The sequence below is a fragment of the Mycobacterium sp. IDUB_19 genome, from assembly GCF_055419445.1.
Genome location: NZ_JBVAXR010000006.1, coordinates 174,160 through 190,315 on the forward strand (window position 1 = coordinate 174,160; position 16,156 = coordinate 190,315).

Here is a 16,156-nt window from a genome sequence, read left to right on the forward strand (position 1 = left end):
TGGCCGAATGGCCGACGCAAAAAGGGTGGCGATCGCCGGTGCCAGCGGCTACGCGGGCGGCGAGATCCTGCGCCTGCTGCTCGGGCACCCGGCGTACGCCGACGGCCGGCTCGCCATCGGTTCGGTGACCGCCGCGGCCAGTGCGGGCAGCACGCTCGCTGAGCACCACCCACACCTGATCCCGCTGGCCCAGCGGGTGCTCGAACCCACCGAGCTTGACGTCCTGCGCGGCCATGACGTGGTGTTCCTGGCTCTGCCGCATGGGCATTCGGCGGCGCTGGCCGAGCAACTCGGCCCCGAAACCCTGATCATCGACTGCGGCGCGGATTTCCGGCTCACCGACCCCGGCGCATGGGAACGGTTCTACGGATCCCCGCACGCCGGCAGCTGGCCCTACGGCCTGCCGGAGCTGCCCGGCGCCCGGGAGCGCCTGCGCGGCGCCCGCCGCATCGCGGTGCCGGGCTGCTATCCGACCGCGGCGCTGCTGGCATTGCTGCCCGCCGTGGCCGAAGACCTCGTCGACCCCGCCGTCACCGTGGTTGCCGTCAGCGGCACCTCCGGAGCCGGCCGCGCGGCCAAGGCCGACCTGCTCGGCTCCGAGGTGATCGGATCGGCCCGGGCATACAACATCGCCGGCGCTCACCGGCACACCCCCGAGATCGCCCAGGGGCTGCGGGCCGTCACCGATCGCGATGTCACGGTGTCGTTCACCCCGGTGCTGATCCCGACCTCCCGCGGCATCCTGGCGACCTGCACGGCGCGCACCAAGACGCCGCTGTCACAGCTGCGGGCGGCATACGAAAAGGCTTACGACGCTGAACCTTTCATCTACCTGATGCCCGAAGGGCAGCTGCCCCGTACCGGCTCGGTCATCGGGAGCAACGCCGCACAGGTCGCCGTCGCGGTGGATGAGGCCGCCGAGACGTTCGTCGCGATCGCCGCGATCGACAACCTGGTCAAGGGCACCGGCGGAGCCGCGGTGCAGTCGATGAACCTGGCGCTGGGTTGGCCGGAGGCAGAAGGCCTTTCGGTGGTCGGGGTGGCACCGTGACGGACGCTGACGGTGTGACGCGGCTGGTGCGCACGCAAGGTGTCACCGCGGCCGCGGGATTTCGCGCCGCCGGAATCGCGGCCGGGATCAAGACATCCGGGGCGCGCGACCTCGCACTGGTCTTCAACGAAGGACCCGACTACGCCGCCGCCGGGGTGTTCACCCGCAACCAGGTCAAGGCCGCCCCGGTGCTGTGGACCCAACAGGTGCTCACCACTGGCCAACTGCGCGCGGTGATCCTCAACTCCGGCGGCGCCAACGCCTGCACCGGACCGGGCGGCTTCCAGGACACCCACGCCACCGCCGAGGCCGTCGCCGCAGCGTTGTCGGACTGGGGAACCGAGACCGGGGCCGTCGAGGTCGCCGTCTGCTCCACCGGTCTGATCGGCGACCGGCTGCCGATGGACAAGGTGCGCAGCGGCGTCACCCAGATCGTGCACGAAATGCACGGCGGGCTCAGCGGTGGCGACGAGGCCGCCCAGGCCATCATGACCACCGACACGGTGCCCAAAAAGGCTGCGCTGCACCATCGAAACAACTGGACGGTCGGCGGCATGGCCAAGGGCGCGGGCATGATGGCGCCTTCGCTGGCCACCATGCTGTGTGTGCTGACCACCGACGCGGTCGCCGACGCCAAGGCACTCGACCAGGCGCTGCGCCGCGCTTCCGCGCGCACCTTCGATCGACTCGACATCGACGGCTGCTGTTCCACCAACGACACCGTGCTGCTGCTGGCCTCCGGTGCAAGTGGAATCGCCCCGTCGCAGGCCGAGCTCGACGACGCCGTGCAGCGGGTCTGCGACGACCTGTGCCTGCAGCTGCAAGCCGATGCCGAGGGCGTGACCAAGCGCGTCACCGTGACGGTGACCGGGGCCTCCTCCGAGTCCGACGCGGAGAGCGCCGCTCGGGCAATCGCCCGTGACAGCCTGGTCAAGACCGCGATGTTCGGGTCGGATCCCAACTGGGGCCGGGTGGTGGCGGCGGTCGGTCTGGCGCCCGGGGTTACCATCGACCCCGAACGAATCACCGTGTCGTTCAACGGTTTTATGGTCTATCTCGACGGTGCCGGCGCTCCGGGCTCGCGCGATGTGGATCTCTCGGGCCGCGATATCGCCGTCGTCGTCGACCTCGGCCTCGGCGACGGCCAGGCCACCATCCGCACCATCGATTTGTCGCACGCCTACGTCGAAGAGAATTCGGCCTACAGCACATGACGATCAACACCGACGAACTGCCCACGCAGGTCAAGGCGCAGGTGCTGGCCGAAGCACTGCCCTGGCTCAAGCAGCTGCACGGCAAGATCGTCGTGGTCAAATACGGCGGCAACGCGATGACCGACGAGACGCTGCGGCAAGCCTTCGCCGCCGACATGGCCTTCCTGCGCAACTGCGGAATCCACCCGGTCGTCGTGCACGGCGGCGGACCGCAGATCACCGCGATGCTGCGCCGGCTCGGCATCGACAAGGGTGACTTCAAGGGCGGATTCCGGGTCACCACACCGGAAGTGCTCGACGTCGCGCGCATGGTGCTGTTCGGACAGGTGGGCCGCGAACTGGTCAACCTGATCAACGCGTACGGGCCGTACGCCGTCGGCATCACCGGCGAGGACGCCCAGCTCTTCACCGCGGTACGGCGCAGCGTCACCGTCGACGGCGTGGCCACCGACATCGGCCTGGTCGGCGACGTCGACACGGTCAACACCGCCGCGGTGCTGGATCTGATTGCGGCGCGGCGTATTCCGGTGGTGTCCACACTCGCGCCGGATGCCGAGGGTGTGGTGCACAACATCAACGCCGACACCGCCGCGGCGGCGTTGGCCGAGGCGCTGGGAGCCGAAAAACTGTTGATGCTCACCGATGTTGAAGGCATATATACCGACTGGCCCGACCGCGAATCGTTGGTCAGCGAAATTGACACCGCGAGCTTGACCCAACTGCTGCCCACATTCGAGTCCGGCATGATTCCCAAGGTCGAGGCGTGCCTGCGCGCGGTCACCGGGGGAGTGCCCAGCGCGCATGTCATCGACGGCAGAGTCAAACACTGTGTGCTGGTGGAGCTCTTCACTCCCGAGGGCACCGGAACCAAGGTGGTGCCCGCATGAACCAGACCGACACCATGCGGCAGCGGTGGGAAGCCGTGATGATGAACAACTACGGCACCCCGCCGCTGGCTTTGGCCAGTGGCGAGGGCGCCGTGGTCACCGATGTGGACGGCAAGAGCTACGTCGATCTGCTGGCTGGCATCGCGGTCAACGTGCTCGGGCATGGCCATCCGGCCCTCATCGAGGCCGTCACGCAGCAGATGTCGACGCTCGGTCACACGTCGAACCTGTATGCCACCGAACCGGGGATCGCGCTGGCCGAGGAACTGGTTGCCCTGCTCGGCACCGACACCACGACCCGGGTGTTCTTCTGCAACTCGGGCACCGAAGCCAACGAGATGGCGTTCAAGCTGTCCCGGCTCACCGGTCGCACGAAACTGGTTGCCGCGCAAGAGGGTTTCCACGGCCGCACGATGGGCTCGCTGGCGCTGACCGGCCAGCCGGCCAAGCAGGCGCCGTTCGAGCCGTTGCCGGGCGACGTCACGCACGTGCCCTACGGCGACGCCGACGCGCTGGCCGCCGCCGTCGATGACGACACCGCGGCGGTATTCCTCGAGCCGATCATGGGGGAGAGCGGCGTCGTCGTCCCGCCCCCGGGCTACCTGGCGGCGGCGCGCGAGATCACCGCACGGCACGGCGCCCTGCTGGTGCTCGACGAGGTGCAAACCGGAATCGGGCGCACCGGAGCATTTTTCGCCCACCAGCACGACGGCATCACTCCCGACGTGGTGACGCTGGCCAAGGGGCTCGGCGGCGGACTGCCGATCGGCGCGGTGCTGGTGGTCGGGCCGGCGGCCGAACTATTGACACCCGGCCTGCACGGCAGCACGTTCGGCGGCAACCCGGTGTGCACCGCGGCAGCGCGGGCGGTGCTGCGGGTGCTGGTCGACGACGACCTGATCCGGCAGGCCGAGGTGCTGGGCAAGTCGTTGCGCCAGGGCATCGAATCGCTGGGCCACCCGCTGATCGACCACACGCGCGGCCGCGGGCTGTTGTGCGGAGTGGTGCTGACCGCGCCGCGCGCGAAGGACGTCGAGGCCGCCGCGCGTGAGGCCGGGTTCCTGGTCAACGCGGCCACGCCCAACGTCATCCGGCTGGCGCCGCCGCTGGTGATCACCGAAGCCCAGATCGACAGCTTCCTCGCCGCGTTGCCCGGTGTTCTCGACGCGGTGGGCGCACATGCCTAGACACTTCCTGCGCGACGACGACCTGTCCCCGGCCGAACAGGCCGAGGTCCTCGAGCTGGCCGCCGAGCTGAAGAAGAACCCGTTCAGCCGTCGTCCCCTGGACGGGCCGCGCGGCGTTGCGGTGCTTTTCGACAAGAACTCCACCCGCACCCGGTTCTCCTTCGAGGTGGGCATCGCGCAGCTGGGCGGGCATCCCGTCGTCGTCGACAGCGGCAGCACCCAGCTGGGCCGCGACGAGACGCTGCAGGACACCGCGCAGGTGCTGTCCCGCTATGTCGACGCCATCGTGTGGCGGACCTTCGGGCAAGACCGGCTCGACGCCATGGCCGCGACCGCGACGGTGCCGGTGGTGAATGCGCTCTCCGATGAGTTCCATCCCTGCCAGGTGCTGGCCGATCTGCAGACCATCGCCGAACACAAGGGGTCGCTGAACGGTTTGGCGATGTCGTATTTCGGCGACGGCGCCAACAACATGGCGCACTCCCTGATGCTCGGCGCGGTAACCGCCGGCATCCACGTCACGGTCGCCGCCCCGGCGGGCTTCGCGCCCGACCCGGCCGTGCTGGCCGCCGCCGAGCAACGCGCGGCGGACACGGGTGCCTCGGTGACCGTGACCACCGACGCCGACGCGGCCGCCGCCGGCGCCGACGTTTTGGTGACCGACACCTGGACGTCGATGGGGCAAGAGGCCGATGGGCTCGACCGGGTCAAACCGTTTCGCCCGTTTCAGATCAACACCAGGCTGCTGGGCCTGGCTGACTCGGAAGCCATTGTGCTGCACTGCCTTCCGGCGCATCGCGGCGACGAGATCACCGATGAGGTGATGGACGGCCCGGCCAGCGTGGTCTTCGACGAGGCCGAAAACCGGCTGCACGCCCAGAAGGCGCTGCTGGTGTGGCTGCTGGAGCGGTCCCGATGACTCGCAACGCCTCCGACATCACCCGCGCCGGTCGTCAGGCGCGCATCGTGGCGATCCTGTCGTCGGCGCCGGTGCGCAGCCAAGGCGAACTGGCGGGGCTGCTGGCCGACGAGGGCGTCGACGTCACTCAGGCCACGCTGTCGCGCGACCTCGAAGAGCTCGGTGCGGTGAAGCTGCGCGGAGCCGACGGCGGCGTCGGGGTCTACGTCGTCCCGGAAGACGGCAGCCCGGTGCGCGGCGTATCGGGCGGCACCGCACGGCTGTCGCGGCTGCTGAGCGAGCTGCTGGTGTCCACCGATGCCAGCGCCAACCTTGCTGTGCTGCGAACTCCGCCGGGCGGAGCTGACTATTTGGCCAGCGCAATCGATCGGGCGGCGTTACCGTACGTCGTCGGCACCATCGCCGGCGATGACACTCTCTTCGTGGCTGCCCGGGAGCCGATGACCGGCGCCGAGCTGGCCAGAACTCTGGAAAACCTCAAATAGACTTTCGATTGGAGATTGATTCATGTCAGAACGCGTCATCCTGGCGTATTCCGGCGGTCTGGACACCTCGGTGGCGATCAGCTGGATAGGCAAGGAGACCGGCCGTGAGGTCGTGGCGGTCGCGATCGACCTCGGCCAGGGCGGCGAGGACATGGACGTCATCCGCCAGCGCGCCCTGGACTGCGGTGCGGTCGAGGCCGTCGTCGTCGATGCCCGCGACGAGTTCGCCGAGGGCTACTGCCTGCCGACGGTGTTGAACAACGCGCTGTACATGGACCGCTACCCGCTGGTGTCGGCCATCAGCCGGCCGCTGATCGTCAAGCACCTGGTCGCTGCCGCGCGCGAACACGGCGGCAGCATCGTCGCGCACGGCTGCACCGGTAAGGGCAACGACCAGGTCCGATTCGAAGTCGGATTCGCTTCGCTGGCACCGGATTTGGAGGTGCTGGCGCCGGTTCGCGATTACGCCTGGACGCGGGAGAAGGCGATTGCGTTCGCCGAGGAGAACGCCATCCCGATCAACGTCACCAAACGTTCGCCGTTTTCCATCGACCAGAACGTGTGGGGTCGCGCGGTGGAAACCGGCTTCCTGGAACACCTGTGGAACGCGCCCACCAAGGACGTCTATGACTACACCGAAGACCCCACCCTCAACTGGAGCACACCCGACGAGGTGATCATCGGTTTCGAACGCGGCGTCCCGGTGTCGATCGACGGCAAGCCGGCGACGATGCTGCAGGCCATCGAGGAACTCAACCGTCGCGCCGGGGCCCAGGGCGTCGGGCGCCTCGACGTCGTCGAAGACCGGCTGGTGGGCATCAAGAGCCGCGAGATCTACGAGGCTCCGGGCGCGATGGTGCTCATCACCGCCCACACCGAGCTCGAACACGTCACGCTGGAGCGCGAGCTGGCCCGGTTCAAGCGGCAGACCGACCAGCGCTGGGGTGAATTGGTGTACGACGGGCTGTGGTATTCGCCGCTGAAGGTCGCGTTGGAGACCTTCGTCGCCAAGACCCAGGAGCACGTGTCCGGGGAGATCCGGATGGTGTTGCACGGCGGGCACATTGCCGTCAACGGCCGCCGCAGCGCCGAGTCGCTCTACGACTTCAACCTGGCCACCTACGACGAGGGCGACAGCTTCGACCAGTCGGCCGCCAAGGGCTTCGTCTACGTGCACGGGTTGTCGTCGAAGTTGGCCGCCCGCCGGGACCTGGCCTCCGACGAAACGTGAGCACCAACGAGGGATCACTGTGGGGCGGGCGGTTCGCCGACGGGCCGTCTGAGGCGCTGGCCGCACTGAGCAAGTCCACCCACTTCGACTGGGTGCTGGCTCCCTACGACGTCATCGCGTCGCGGGCGCACACCATCGTGCTGTTCCGGGCCGGGTTGCTCACCGAGGAACAGCGCGACGGGCTGCTGGTTGGGTTGGACAGCCTCGCCGAGGACATCGCCGACGGCAGTTTCGGCCCGCTGGTGACCGACGAGGACGTGCACGGCGCGCTCGAGCGCGGACTGATCGACCGGGTCGGGCCGGATTTGGGCGGCCGGCTGCGGGCCGGCCGGTCCCGCAACGACCAGGTGGCCACGCTGTTCCGGATGTGGCTTCGCGACGCGGTGCGACGGGTCGCCGCCGGAGCGCTCGACGTCGTCGGCGCATTGGCCGCCCAGGCCGAAGCCCACCCGACGGCGATCATGCCGGGCAAGACCCACATGCAGTCGGCCCAGCCGGTCCTGCTGGCCCACCACCTGCTCGCGCACGCCCATCCCTTGCTGCGCGACGTGGATCGCATCGCGGACTTCGACAAACGCGCCGCGGTGTCGCCGTACGGATCGGGGGCGCTGGCCGGCTCGTCGCTGGGCCTGGATCCGGACGCGATCGCCGCGGACCTGGGTTTTGCGGCCGCCGCCGCCAATTCCATCGACGCGACTGCCGCCCGGGACTTTGCTGCCGAGGCGGCCTTCGTCTTGGCCATGATTGGCGTCGACCTGTCCCGGCTGGCCGAGGACATCATCATCTGGAGCTCAACGGAGTTCGGCTACGTCAAGTTGCACGATTCCTGGTCGACCGGCAGCTCGATCATGCCGCAGAAGAAGAACCCCGACATCGCCGAGCTGGCCCGGGGCAAGTCCGGGCGGCTGATCGGAAACCTGGCCGGGCTGCTGGCCACGTTGAAGGCCCAGCCGCTGGCCTACAACCGTGACCTGCAGGAAGACAAGGAGCCGGTGTTCGATTCGGTGGCGCAGCTGGAGCTGCTGTTGCCGGCGATGGCCGGGCTGGTGGGCAGCCTGACGTTCGACGTCGAACGGATGGCGGCGTTGGCCCCGGCCGGCTACACCCTGGCCACCGACATCGCCGAATGGCTTGTCCGCGCGGGAGTGCCATTTCGGTCGGCACACGAGGCCGCGGGTGCGGCCGTGCGCGCCGCCGAGGGCCGCGGTGTCGGGCTCGAGGAGCTGACCGACGACGAGCTGGCGGCCATCAGCCCCGAGCTGACGCCCCAGGTCCGTGCGGTGCTGACCATCGAAGGCTCGGTGTCCTCGCGCGACGCCCGCGGGGGCACCGCGCCCAGCCAAGTCGCCGACCAATTGCGTGGCGTCCTGGACAGCTGTGAACGGCTGCGGGTGCGACTGCGCGAACAATTCCAAAGGTGACTCGCGCCGCGGAACTCCGGTTTGCTGTGGTCATTGTCTCAGGTCAGCGGCATATTGCGGCGCGGCCCGCGCAAGCAGACTAAACTCGCAGCTCGAAGCCATCTAGGGTTGAACCGGTCGACCTGCATGTTCGTCACCAAGGGGTGGGACCAAAATGAGCGTCATCGCAGGCGTGTTCGGTGCGTTGCCGCCGTATCGCTATTCGCAGCGCGAACTCACCGACTTTTTCCTGAGCATTCCGGGTTTTGAGGACTACGAAGACATCGTTCGGCAGCTGCACAGCAGCGCCAAAGTCAACAGCCGCCATCTGGTCATCCCGCTGGAGCGCTATCCCCGGCTGACCGACTTCGGTGTGGCGAACCAGATCTACATCGACAACGCCGTTGAGCTGGGCTGCGAGGCGCTGTCGGGCGCGCTGGACGACGCGGGCCTGCAACCACGCGACCTCGACGTGCTGATGACGACGACGGTCACCGGACTCGCGGTCCCTTCGATCGACGCCCGGATCGCCGGGCGGCTCGGGCTGCGCGACGACGTGCGCCGGGTGCCGCTGTTCGGCCTAGGTTGCGTGGCCGGGGCGGCCGGCGTGGCCCGGCTGAACGACTACCTGCGTGGCGATCCCGATGGCGTGGCCGCGTTGATCTCCGTGGAATTGTGCTCACTGACCTACCCGGGATACAAGCCTTCGCTGGCGGGTCTGGTCGGCAGTGCCCTGTTTGCTGATGGCGCCGCATCGGTGGTTGCCGTCGGCGAGCGTCGCGCCGAACAGATCGGCGCCGGCGGCCCGGACGTCCTCGATTCGCGCAGCCACCTCTACCCGGATTCGTTGCGCACCATGGGCTACGACGTCGGCACCGAGGGGTTCGAGCTGGTGCTGTCCAAAGACGTCGCGGCCGTCGTCGAGCAATACATCGAAGACGACGTCACCCAGTTTCTGGGGGCGCACGGCTTGACCGCGAGCGACGTCGGCGCCTTCGTCAGCCACCCCGGCGGCCCCAAGGTCATCGAGGCGATCACCGCGGCACTCAGCCTGTCCCCGGACGCCCTGGAACTGACCTGGCGATCGCTCGGCGAGATCGGCAACCTCTCGTCGGCGTCGGTGCTGCACGTCCTGCGTGACACCATCGCCAAGAAGCCGCCCAGCGGAAGCCCGGGTCTGATGCTCGCGATGGGGCCCGGGTTCTGTTCCGAGCTCGTATTGCTGCGCTGGCACTGATGCAAGCGTGTGGACTCCGCCGCCGCTGTTAGGCACCCGAACCGTTGAGTTCGAGTTTCTCGGATGCCGATATCTTGCAGTAAGCGCGATTACGCAGCTTGGCCCGTTCGATTGGGCAGCACGGAAGGCCGGGTTCCATGAATAGCACTCCTGAAGAGCTGGTCAAGGCCCTCCGCACGTCGCTGAAAGAGAACGAGCGGCTCAAGCGAGAGAACCGCGAATACCTGGCCGCAGCGACCGAGCCGGTGGCCTTGGTGGGGATGGCGTGCCGGTATCCGGGTGGAGTGGACTCCCCGGAGGCATTGTGGGAGATGGTCGTTGAGGGACGCGATGTCGTGTCGGATTTTCCGGCCGACCGCGGCTGGGATTTGGCCGGGCTGTTCGATCCCGATCCCGATGCGACCGGCAAGTCGTACAACCGCTGCGGCGGATTCCTGTCGGGTGTCGCCGATTTCGATGCCGCGTTCTTCGGGATCGCGCCCAGCGAGGCGCTGGCGATGGACCCGCAGCAGCGTTTGTTGCTGGAAGTGTCGTGGGAGGCGTTGGAGCGGGCCGGGATTGACCCGATCACGCTGCGGGGTTCGCCGACGGGCGTGTTCGTCGGGGTGTTTCACGGTTCCTATGGGGGCCAGGGACGCGTCCCGGGAGACCTGGAGAGATACGGCCTGCGCGGTTCGACGCTGAGTGTCGCGTCGGGGCGGGTCGCGTATTCGCTGGGGTTGGAGGGCCCGGCGGTGTCGGTGGACACCGCGTGCTCGTCGTCGTTGGTCGCGCTGCATCTGGCCGCGCAGTCGCTGCGATCGGGCGAATGCGATGTGGCGCTGGTCGGCGGCGTGACGGTGATGGCCACCCCGGCGATGTTCGTGGAGTTCAGCCGGCAGCGGGCACTATCTGCCGACGGCCGGTGCAAGGCGTATGCCGGTGCCGCCGACGGGACCGGTTTCTCCGAGGGTGTCGGAGCGCTGGTGCTGGAGCGGCTGGCCGATGCGCGGCGGTTGGGTCATCGGGTGCTGGCGGTGGTGCGGGGCTCGGCGGTCAATCAGGACGGCGCCTCCAATGGGTTGGCGACTCCCAACGGGCCGGCGCAGCAGCGGGTGATCCGCGCGGCGCTACAGAGCGCCCGGCTGGGTACCGCGGACGTGGATCTGGTGGAGGGCCACGGGACCGGCACCACGCTGGGCGATCCGATTGAAGCCCAAGCGATCCTGGCGACCTACGGGCAGGATCGGTCGTCCGATCAGCCGTTGTGGCTGGGGTCGATCAAATCCAACATGGGCCACACGTCGGCGGCGGCGGGAGTCGCCGGTGTGATCAAGATGGTGCAGGCAATGCGCCACGGCGTCATGCCCAAGACGTTGCACGTCGATGTGCCTACACCGCACGTGGATTGGACGGCGGGCGCGGTGTCGTTGCTGACCGACCAACGGTCGTGGCCGGAGCTGGATCGCCCGCGCCGCGCGGGCGTGTCGTCCTTCGGGATCAGCGGGACGAATGCGCATGTGATTCTGGAACAAGCTGCGCCGGTGGAAAGTGTTGGCGCGCCTGCTGATAGCGTCATGCCGGTCGCTCCGTGGGTGTTGTCAGCCCGGTCGGCCGAGGCGTTGTCGGGCCAAGCGCAGCGGTTGCTCGCACGTGTGCAGGCCGATCAGCAGCTTGGCGTGGCCGACGTGGGGTGGTCGCTGGTGTCGACACGTTCGGTGTTCGACCATCGGGCCGTGGTGGTCGGCGATCGCGACGAGCTGATGGCGGGGCTGGCCGGGTTGGCCGCCGGTGAGCCGGGCGCCAACGTCGTGGTGGGCCGCGCCCAGGCCGCTGGCAAGACGGTGTTCGTGTTTCCCGGCCAAGGTTCGCAATGGATCGGCATGGGAGCCCAATTGCTGGAAACCGCACCGGTATTCGCCGAGCAGCTGAACCGATGCGAAAAGGCGCTCGGAGAGCACGTGCACTGGTCCCTGATCGATGTCATCCGGGGCGCGGCGGGTGCCCCGGGACTCGACCGAGTGGACGTGGTGCAGCCGGTGCTCTGGGCGATGATGGTGTCGCTGGCCGAATTGTGGCGCTCGGTGGGCGTACATCCCGATGCGGTCATCGGCCACTCGCAGGGCGAGATCGCGGCGGCATACGTGGCCGGTGCGCTGTCGCTGGAGGATGCCGCCCGGGTGGTGGCGCTGCGCAGCCGGCTTTTGGTGCAGTTGTCGGGCGCCGGCGGCATGGTTTCGCTGGCCTGCGGCCTGGCTCGGGCGCGCGAGCTGTTGGCGCCGTCGGGCGATCGTCTGAATATCGCTGCGGTCAACGGTGTTTCGGCAATTGTCGTCTCCGGCGAGGTGGACGCGCTGGAAGATTTGCTGCGGCGCTGCGAGAGCGCCGAAGTGCGTGCCCGCAGGATCGATGTCGACTATGCGTCGCACTCGGTGCAAATCGACGCGATCCGCGAACCGCTTGCCCAGGCCCTGATCGGCATCGAGCCACGATCGTCGTCGGTCACCTTCTTCTCCACCGTCACCGGCGAAGCCCTCGACACCGCGGGCCTGAACGCCGACTACTGGTACCGCAGCATTCGCCAGACCGTGCAATTCGAGCAGGCGGTGCGCACCGCGAGTGACGCCGGGTATCGGGTGTTCATCGAGTCGAGCCCGCATCCGGTGCTGATCGCCGGCATCGAAGACACCGTTGCGGATCGAAAGCTTGCCGATGCCATCGTCATTCCGTCGCTGGGCCGCGACGACGGCGGGCTGGACAGGTTTTGGCTGTCTGCCGGGCAGGCTCACGTCGCGGGTGTGGTGGTGGATTGGCGTTCGGTTTTCTCCGGCGGGCACCATGTAGATTTGCCGACGTATGCGTTTCAGGGTCGACGATTCTGGTTGCCGCCGTTAGGCATTGGTGGCAGTGATCTGGGTGGTCTGGGCTTGGCCGGGGCCGAGCACGGCTTACTGGGCGCGGTGGTGCAGCGGCCCGATTCGGGTGCAGTGGTGCTGACCGGCCGGCTGTCGTTGGCGGCGCAGCCGTGGCTGACCGATCACGCGGTGGCCGGGGTGGTGCTGTTCCCGGGGGCGGGGTTCGTGGAGTTGGCGTTGCGGGCCGGTGACGAGGTCGGTTGTGCCGTGGTCGAGGAGCTGACGCTGTCGGCTCCGCTACTGTTGCCGGCGGCCGACGGGGTCCAGGTGCAGGTCGTGGTCGGTGCCGCGGGTAGCTCGGGCCGCCGCGCGGTGTCGGTGTATTCACGTGGCACGCAGGCCGATGCGGAATGGGCACTGCACGCCGAGGGGGCGCTGAGCACGGGCTCGGGCAGTCCGGCCGCGGACTTGTCGGTATGGCCACCGGTGGGAGCGGTCGCGGTGGACGTGGCCGACGCGTACGAGCAGCTGACCCGGCGGGGGTACGAGTACGGTCCGGCGTTTCAGGGTCTGCACGCCATGTGGCGGCTCGGCAACGAAGTCTTCGCCGAAGTCGCCGTGCCCGAGGCCGCCGGCGTCACGGTGGACAGTTTCGGAATCCATCCGGTGCTGGTGGATGCCGCGCTGCACGCGATGGGAGTGGTCGGCGACCAAGCCGAGACGATGTTGCCGTTCTCCTGGCAGGGCGTGTGTTTGCACGCGGCCGGGGCGTCGCGGGCGCGGGTTCGGATAGCACCGGTCGGCGTGAGCGCCGTGTCGGTGGATTTGGCCGACGGAGCGGGCCTGCCGATTCTGTCGGTGCGCGAGTTGGTGGTTCGTCCCGTCTCGGCGGCACAGCTGACGGCGGTGGCCGCGGCCCCGCGCGCCGGCGGCGGGTTGCTGGAGGTGACCTGGTCGCCGGTTACCTTGGACCCCAACACTATTGCCACCGAAGACGCGACGGTGTGGGAGCCGACGTCCGGAACCGGTGATGCAGTGGCATCGGTGTATGCGGCCACGCATGAAGCCTTGGGCGTGTTGCAGTCGTGGCTGGCCGGCGACGACGCCCGGGTGCTGGTGGTGCTGACTCATGGCGCTGTCGGGCTGTCCGGTGAGGATGTCACGGATCTGGCCGGCGCGGCGGTCTGGGGCTTGGTGCGCTCGGCGCAGGCCGAGCAGCCGGGACGGCTGGTGCTGGTCGACTCGGACGGATCATTGGACATCGCGGAGGTAGTCGCTTGTGGTGAGCCGCAATTGGTGGTGCGCTCCGGCGTCGCGCACGCCGCTCGACTGACCCCGGCACGGTCGGTGGCGACACTGCCGGCAGGGCAGTGGCGGATGGGCGTCGGCGGCGCCGGCACCCTGGAGGATCTGGTGGTACGTCCGCTGGCTCGTGCGGAGCTGGCCGCCGGGCAGGTGCGGGTGGCGGTCGCCGCGGTCGGGGTGAACTTTCGGGATGTGCTGATGGCGTTGGGGATGTATCCCGGCGGCGGCGAGATCGGTGTCGAGGGCTCCGGCGTGATCGTCGAGGTCGGTCCCGGAGTTCAGGGCCTTGCCGTCGGCGATGCCGTGATGGGTCTGTTGGGGGTCGTCGGTTCTGAGGCCGTGGTCGACGCACGGTTGGTGACCACGGTGCCGACGGAATGGTCGTTGGTACAAGCCGCCAGCGTGCCGGTCGTGTTCCTGACCGCTCTGTACGGCCTCTCGGTGTTGGCCGGCGTCAAATCCGGGGACAAGGTCCTGGTGCACGCCGCCACCGGCGGGGTGGGCATGGCCGCCGTGCAGCTGGCCCGGCATTGGGGCGCCGAAGTATTCGCGACCGCCAGCCGTGGCAAGTGGGACACCTTGCGGGCGATGGGCTTTGACGACGATCACATCGGCGATACCCGGACGTTGGAGTTCGAGCAGAAGTTTCTGGCGACGACCGGCGGCGCCGGAGTCGATGTGGTACTCAACTCGCTGGCCGGGGAGTTCCTCGACGCCTCGCTGCGGTTGTTGGTGGGCGGCGGGCGTTTCATCGAGATGGGCAAGACCGACCTTCGCGACCCCGAGGCGGTCGCGGAACAACACCACGGCGTGTACTACCGGGCCTTCGACCTGATCGAGGCGGGCCCAGATCTCACCGCGATGATGCTTTCCGACTTGCTGGAGATGTTCGGCGCCGGCGTATTGAAGCCATTGCCGGTCAAGACGTTTGACGTGCGCTGCGCCTCGTCGGCGTATCGGTTCGTCAGCCAGGCCCGGCACACCGGCAAGGTTGTCCTCACCGTCCCCGATGGCCCCGGCGACGCCGTGCTCACGGGTTCGGGTGGCGGCCTGGCCGCCGGCAGCGTGCTGATCACCGGGGGCACCGGGATGGCCGGTTCGGCCGTGGCCGAACATCTGGTGGCCCGCTACGGGGTCGGCCACGTGGTGTTGGTCAGCCGCAGCGGCGCCGACGGCGAGGGTGTGGCGGAACTGGTGGATCGGCTCACGGCCACCGGGGCCGAGGTGTCGGTGGCGGCCTGCGATGTCAGCGATCGGGATGCGGTCGCGGGTTTGATAGCTGCGCTGCCCGCGCGATACCCGCTCAAGGGCGTGTTCCATGCGGCCGGGGTCCTCGACGACGGGCTGATTGCCTCGTTGACACCGCAACGGGTGGATACGGTGCTGCGGGCCAAAGTCGACGGAGCCTGGAACCTGCATGAGCTCACCCGCGATCTGGATTTGTCGGCGTTCGTGATGTTCTCGTCGATGGCCGGGATCGTGGGTTCCGCCGGCCAGGGCAACTACGCGGCGGCGAACAGCTTCCTCGACGAGTTGGCCGCCCACCGGCGGGCGCAGGGCCTGCCGGGGTTGTCGGTGGCCTGGGGACTTTGGGAACAGGCCAGCGGCATGACCCAACACCTCGACGAACGTGACAAGGCCCGCATGAGCCGAATCGGGCTCGCGCCCATGGCAACTGCGCAGGCACTGCGACTCTTCGATACCGCGATGCTGGCCGAGCGGCCGATGATGGTCGCCGCTCGCATCGACCCCGGTGCGCTGGCCGACAACGGCGCCTCGCTGCCCCCGCTGCTGAGTCAGCTGGTCGCCCGACCCATTCGGCGGGTGATCGACGAGACCGATACCACCTCCGCCTCGACGACCAGCCTCGTCGCCCGCTTGCAGGGACTGTCGGCCGAGCAGCGACACAGCGAACTGGTGGACCTGGTCTGCCGCAACGCCGCTACCGTGCTGGGCCGCCCCAATATCGGAGACATCAACGCCGGCAGCGTCTTCCAAGACCTCGGGTTCGACTCACTGACCGCCGTCGAACTGCGCAACCGGCTCAAAACCGCCACCGGACTGACCCTTTCGCCGACGCTGATCTTCGACTACCCGACGCCGATCGTCCTGGCCGAGCACCTCGACACTCGGCTGGTGGTCCCCGCCACTCCTACCGAGCAGCCCAACCTGATGGCCCGCTTCAACGACGTCACCCGGGAGCTGCAAACGCTGCTGAGCCAACCCGACTGGCAGCCCGGCGACAAGCCGCACCTGACCACCCGCATCCAGACGTTGCTGACCACGCTCAGCGCCCACCTGGATCCATCCGACCAGGAGGAAGCCGAGGACGAGGACATCCACAGTGCCAGCGAAAGCGAACTGTTCGCCATCCTCGACGAAGAACTCGGCTCGTAAGACGCCAAG

General features: G+C 68.4%; 10 protein-coding genes. All 10 read left to right on the forward strand.

Features of this window, described 5'->3' with window-relative positions; all coding sequences use genetic code 11:
• Positions 1 to 7 precede the first annotated feature (7 nt).
• The 10 genes from argC to ACZY0B_RS08070 all read left to right on the forward strand — a co-directional run bounded on the left by argC (position 8) and on the right by ACZY0B_RS08070 (position 16,147).
• Complete coding sequence (argC, locus tag ACZY0B_RS08025; protein ID WP_463763529.1) at positions 8 to 1,051, forward strand: N-acetyl-gamma-glutamyl-phosphate reductase; 1,044 nt, start codon at positions 8 to 10, stop codon at positions 1,049 to 1,051.
• Positions 1,048 to 2,265 (forward strand): bifunctional glutamate N-acetyltransferase/amino-acid acetyltransferase ArgJ, encoded by a 1,218-nt coding sequence (gene argJ / locus ACZY0B_RS08030; protein WP_463763530.1) that lies wholly within the window; start codon positions 1,048 to 1,050, stop codon positions 2,263 to 2,265. Before argC ends, argJ begins: the two co-directional genes overlap by 4 nt.
• Positions 2,262 to 3,152, forward strand: coding sequence for an acetylglutamate kinase (gene argB, locus ACZY0B_RS08035; RefSeq protein WP_463763531.1), 891 nt, complete (start codon positions 2,262 to 2,264; stop codon positions 3,150 to 3,152). The genes argJ and argB overlap by 4 nt, the downstream gene beginning before the upstream one ends.
• Entirely contained in the window at positions 3,149 to 4,339 is a 1,191-nt protein-coding gene (locus tag ACZY0B_RS08040) for an acetylornithine transaminase (protein WP_463763532.1), read from the forward strand. The genes argB and ACZY0B_RS08040 overlap by 4 nt, the downstream gene beginning before the upstream one ends.
• Positions 4,332 to 5,258, forward strand: coding sequence for an ornithine carbamoyltransferase (argF, locus tag ACZY0B_RS08045; RefSeq protein WP_463763533.1), 927 nt, complete (start codon positions 4,332 to 4,334; stop codon positions 5,256 to 5,258). Before ACZY0B_RS08040 ends, argF begins: the two co-directional genes overlap by 8 nt.
• On the forward strand, positions 5,255 to 5,743 hold the full coding sequence (locus tag ACZY0B_RS08050; protein ID WP_463763534.1) for an arginine repressor: 489 nt from the start codon (positions 5,255 to 5,257) through the stop codon (positions 5,741 to 5,743). Before argF ends, ACZY0B_RS08050 begins: the two co-directional genes overlap by 4 nt.
• A gap of 22 nt (positions 5,744 to 5,765) precedes the next feature.
• Positions 5,766 to 6,974: an argininosuccinate synthase gene (locus ACZY0B_RS08055; RefSeq protein WP_463763535.1), complete on the forward strand. Its 1,209-nt coding sequence runs from the start codon at positions 5,766 to 5,768 to the stop codon at positions 6,972 to 6,974.
• Positions 6,971 to 8,395, forward strand: a complete 1,425-nt coding sequence (gene argH / locus ACZY0B_RS08060; RefSeq protein ID WP_463763536.1) for an argininosuccinate lyase — start codon at positions 6,971 to 6,973, stop codon at positions 8,393 to 8,395. The genes ACZY0B_RS08055 and argH overlap by 4 nt, the downstream gene beginning before the upstream one ends.
• A gap of 154 nt (positions 8,396 to 8,549) precedes the next feature.
• The gene (locus ACZY0B_RS08065; RefSeq protein ID WP_463763537.1) at positions 8,550 to 9,611 is read left to right on the forward strand and encodes a type III polyketide synthase; all 1,062 of its coding nucleotides are present in this window, start codon (positions 8,550 to 8,552) and stop codon (positions 9,609 to 9,611) included.
• Between the two features lie 137 nt (positions 9,612 to 9,748).
• Positions 9,749 to 16,147: an SDR family NAD(P)-dependent oxidoreductase gene (locus ACZY0B_RS08070; RefSeq protein ID WP_463763538.1), complete on the forward strand. Its 6,399-nt coding sequence runs from the start codon at positions 9,749 to 9,751 to the stop codon at positions 16,145 to 16,147.
• The last annotated feature ends 9 nt before the right edge of the window (positions 16,148 to 16,156 follow it).

What these genes read in the sequence shown, in the direction of transcription:
- argC (WP_463763529.1), top strand. Translation starts at nt 8, where the DNA reads ATGGCCGACGCAAAAAGGGTGGCGATCGCCGGTGCCAGCGGCTACGCG.
- argB (WP_463763531.1), top strand. Translation starts at nt 2,262, where the DNA reads ATGACGATCAACACCGACGAACTGCCCACGCAGGTCAAGGCGCAGGTG.
- ACZY0B_RS08040 (WP_463763532.1), top strand. Translation starts at nt 3,149, where the DNA reads ATGAACCAGACCGACACCATGCGGCAGCGGTGGGAAGCCGTGATGATG.
- argF (WP_463763533.1), top strand. Translation starts at nt 4,332, where the DNA reads ATGCCTAGACACTTCCTGCGCGACGACGACCTGTCCCCGGCCGAACAG.
- ACZY0B_RS08050 (WP_463763534.1), top strand. Translation starts at nt 5,255, where the DNA reads ATGACTCGCAACGCCTCCGACATCACCCGCGCCGGTCGTCAGGCGCGC.
- ACZY0B_RS08055 (WP_463763535.1), top strand. Translation starts at nt 5,766, where the DNA reads ATGTCAGAACGCGTCATCCTGGCGTATTCCGGCGGTCTGGACACCTCG.
- ACZY0B_RS08065 (WP_463763537.1), top strand. Translation starts at nt 8,550, where the DNA reads ATGAGCGTCATCGCAGGCGTGTTCGGTGCGTTGCCGCCGTATCGCTAT.
- ACZY0B_RS08070 (WP_463763538.1), top strand. Translation starts at nt 9,749, where the DNA reads ATGAATAGCACTCCTGAAGAGCTGGTCAAGGCCCTCCGCACGTCGCTG.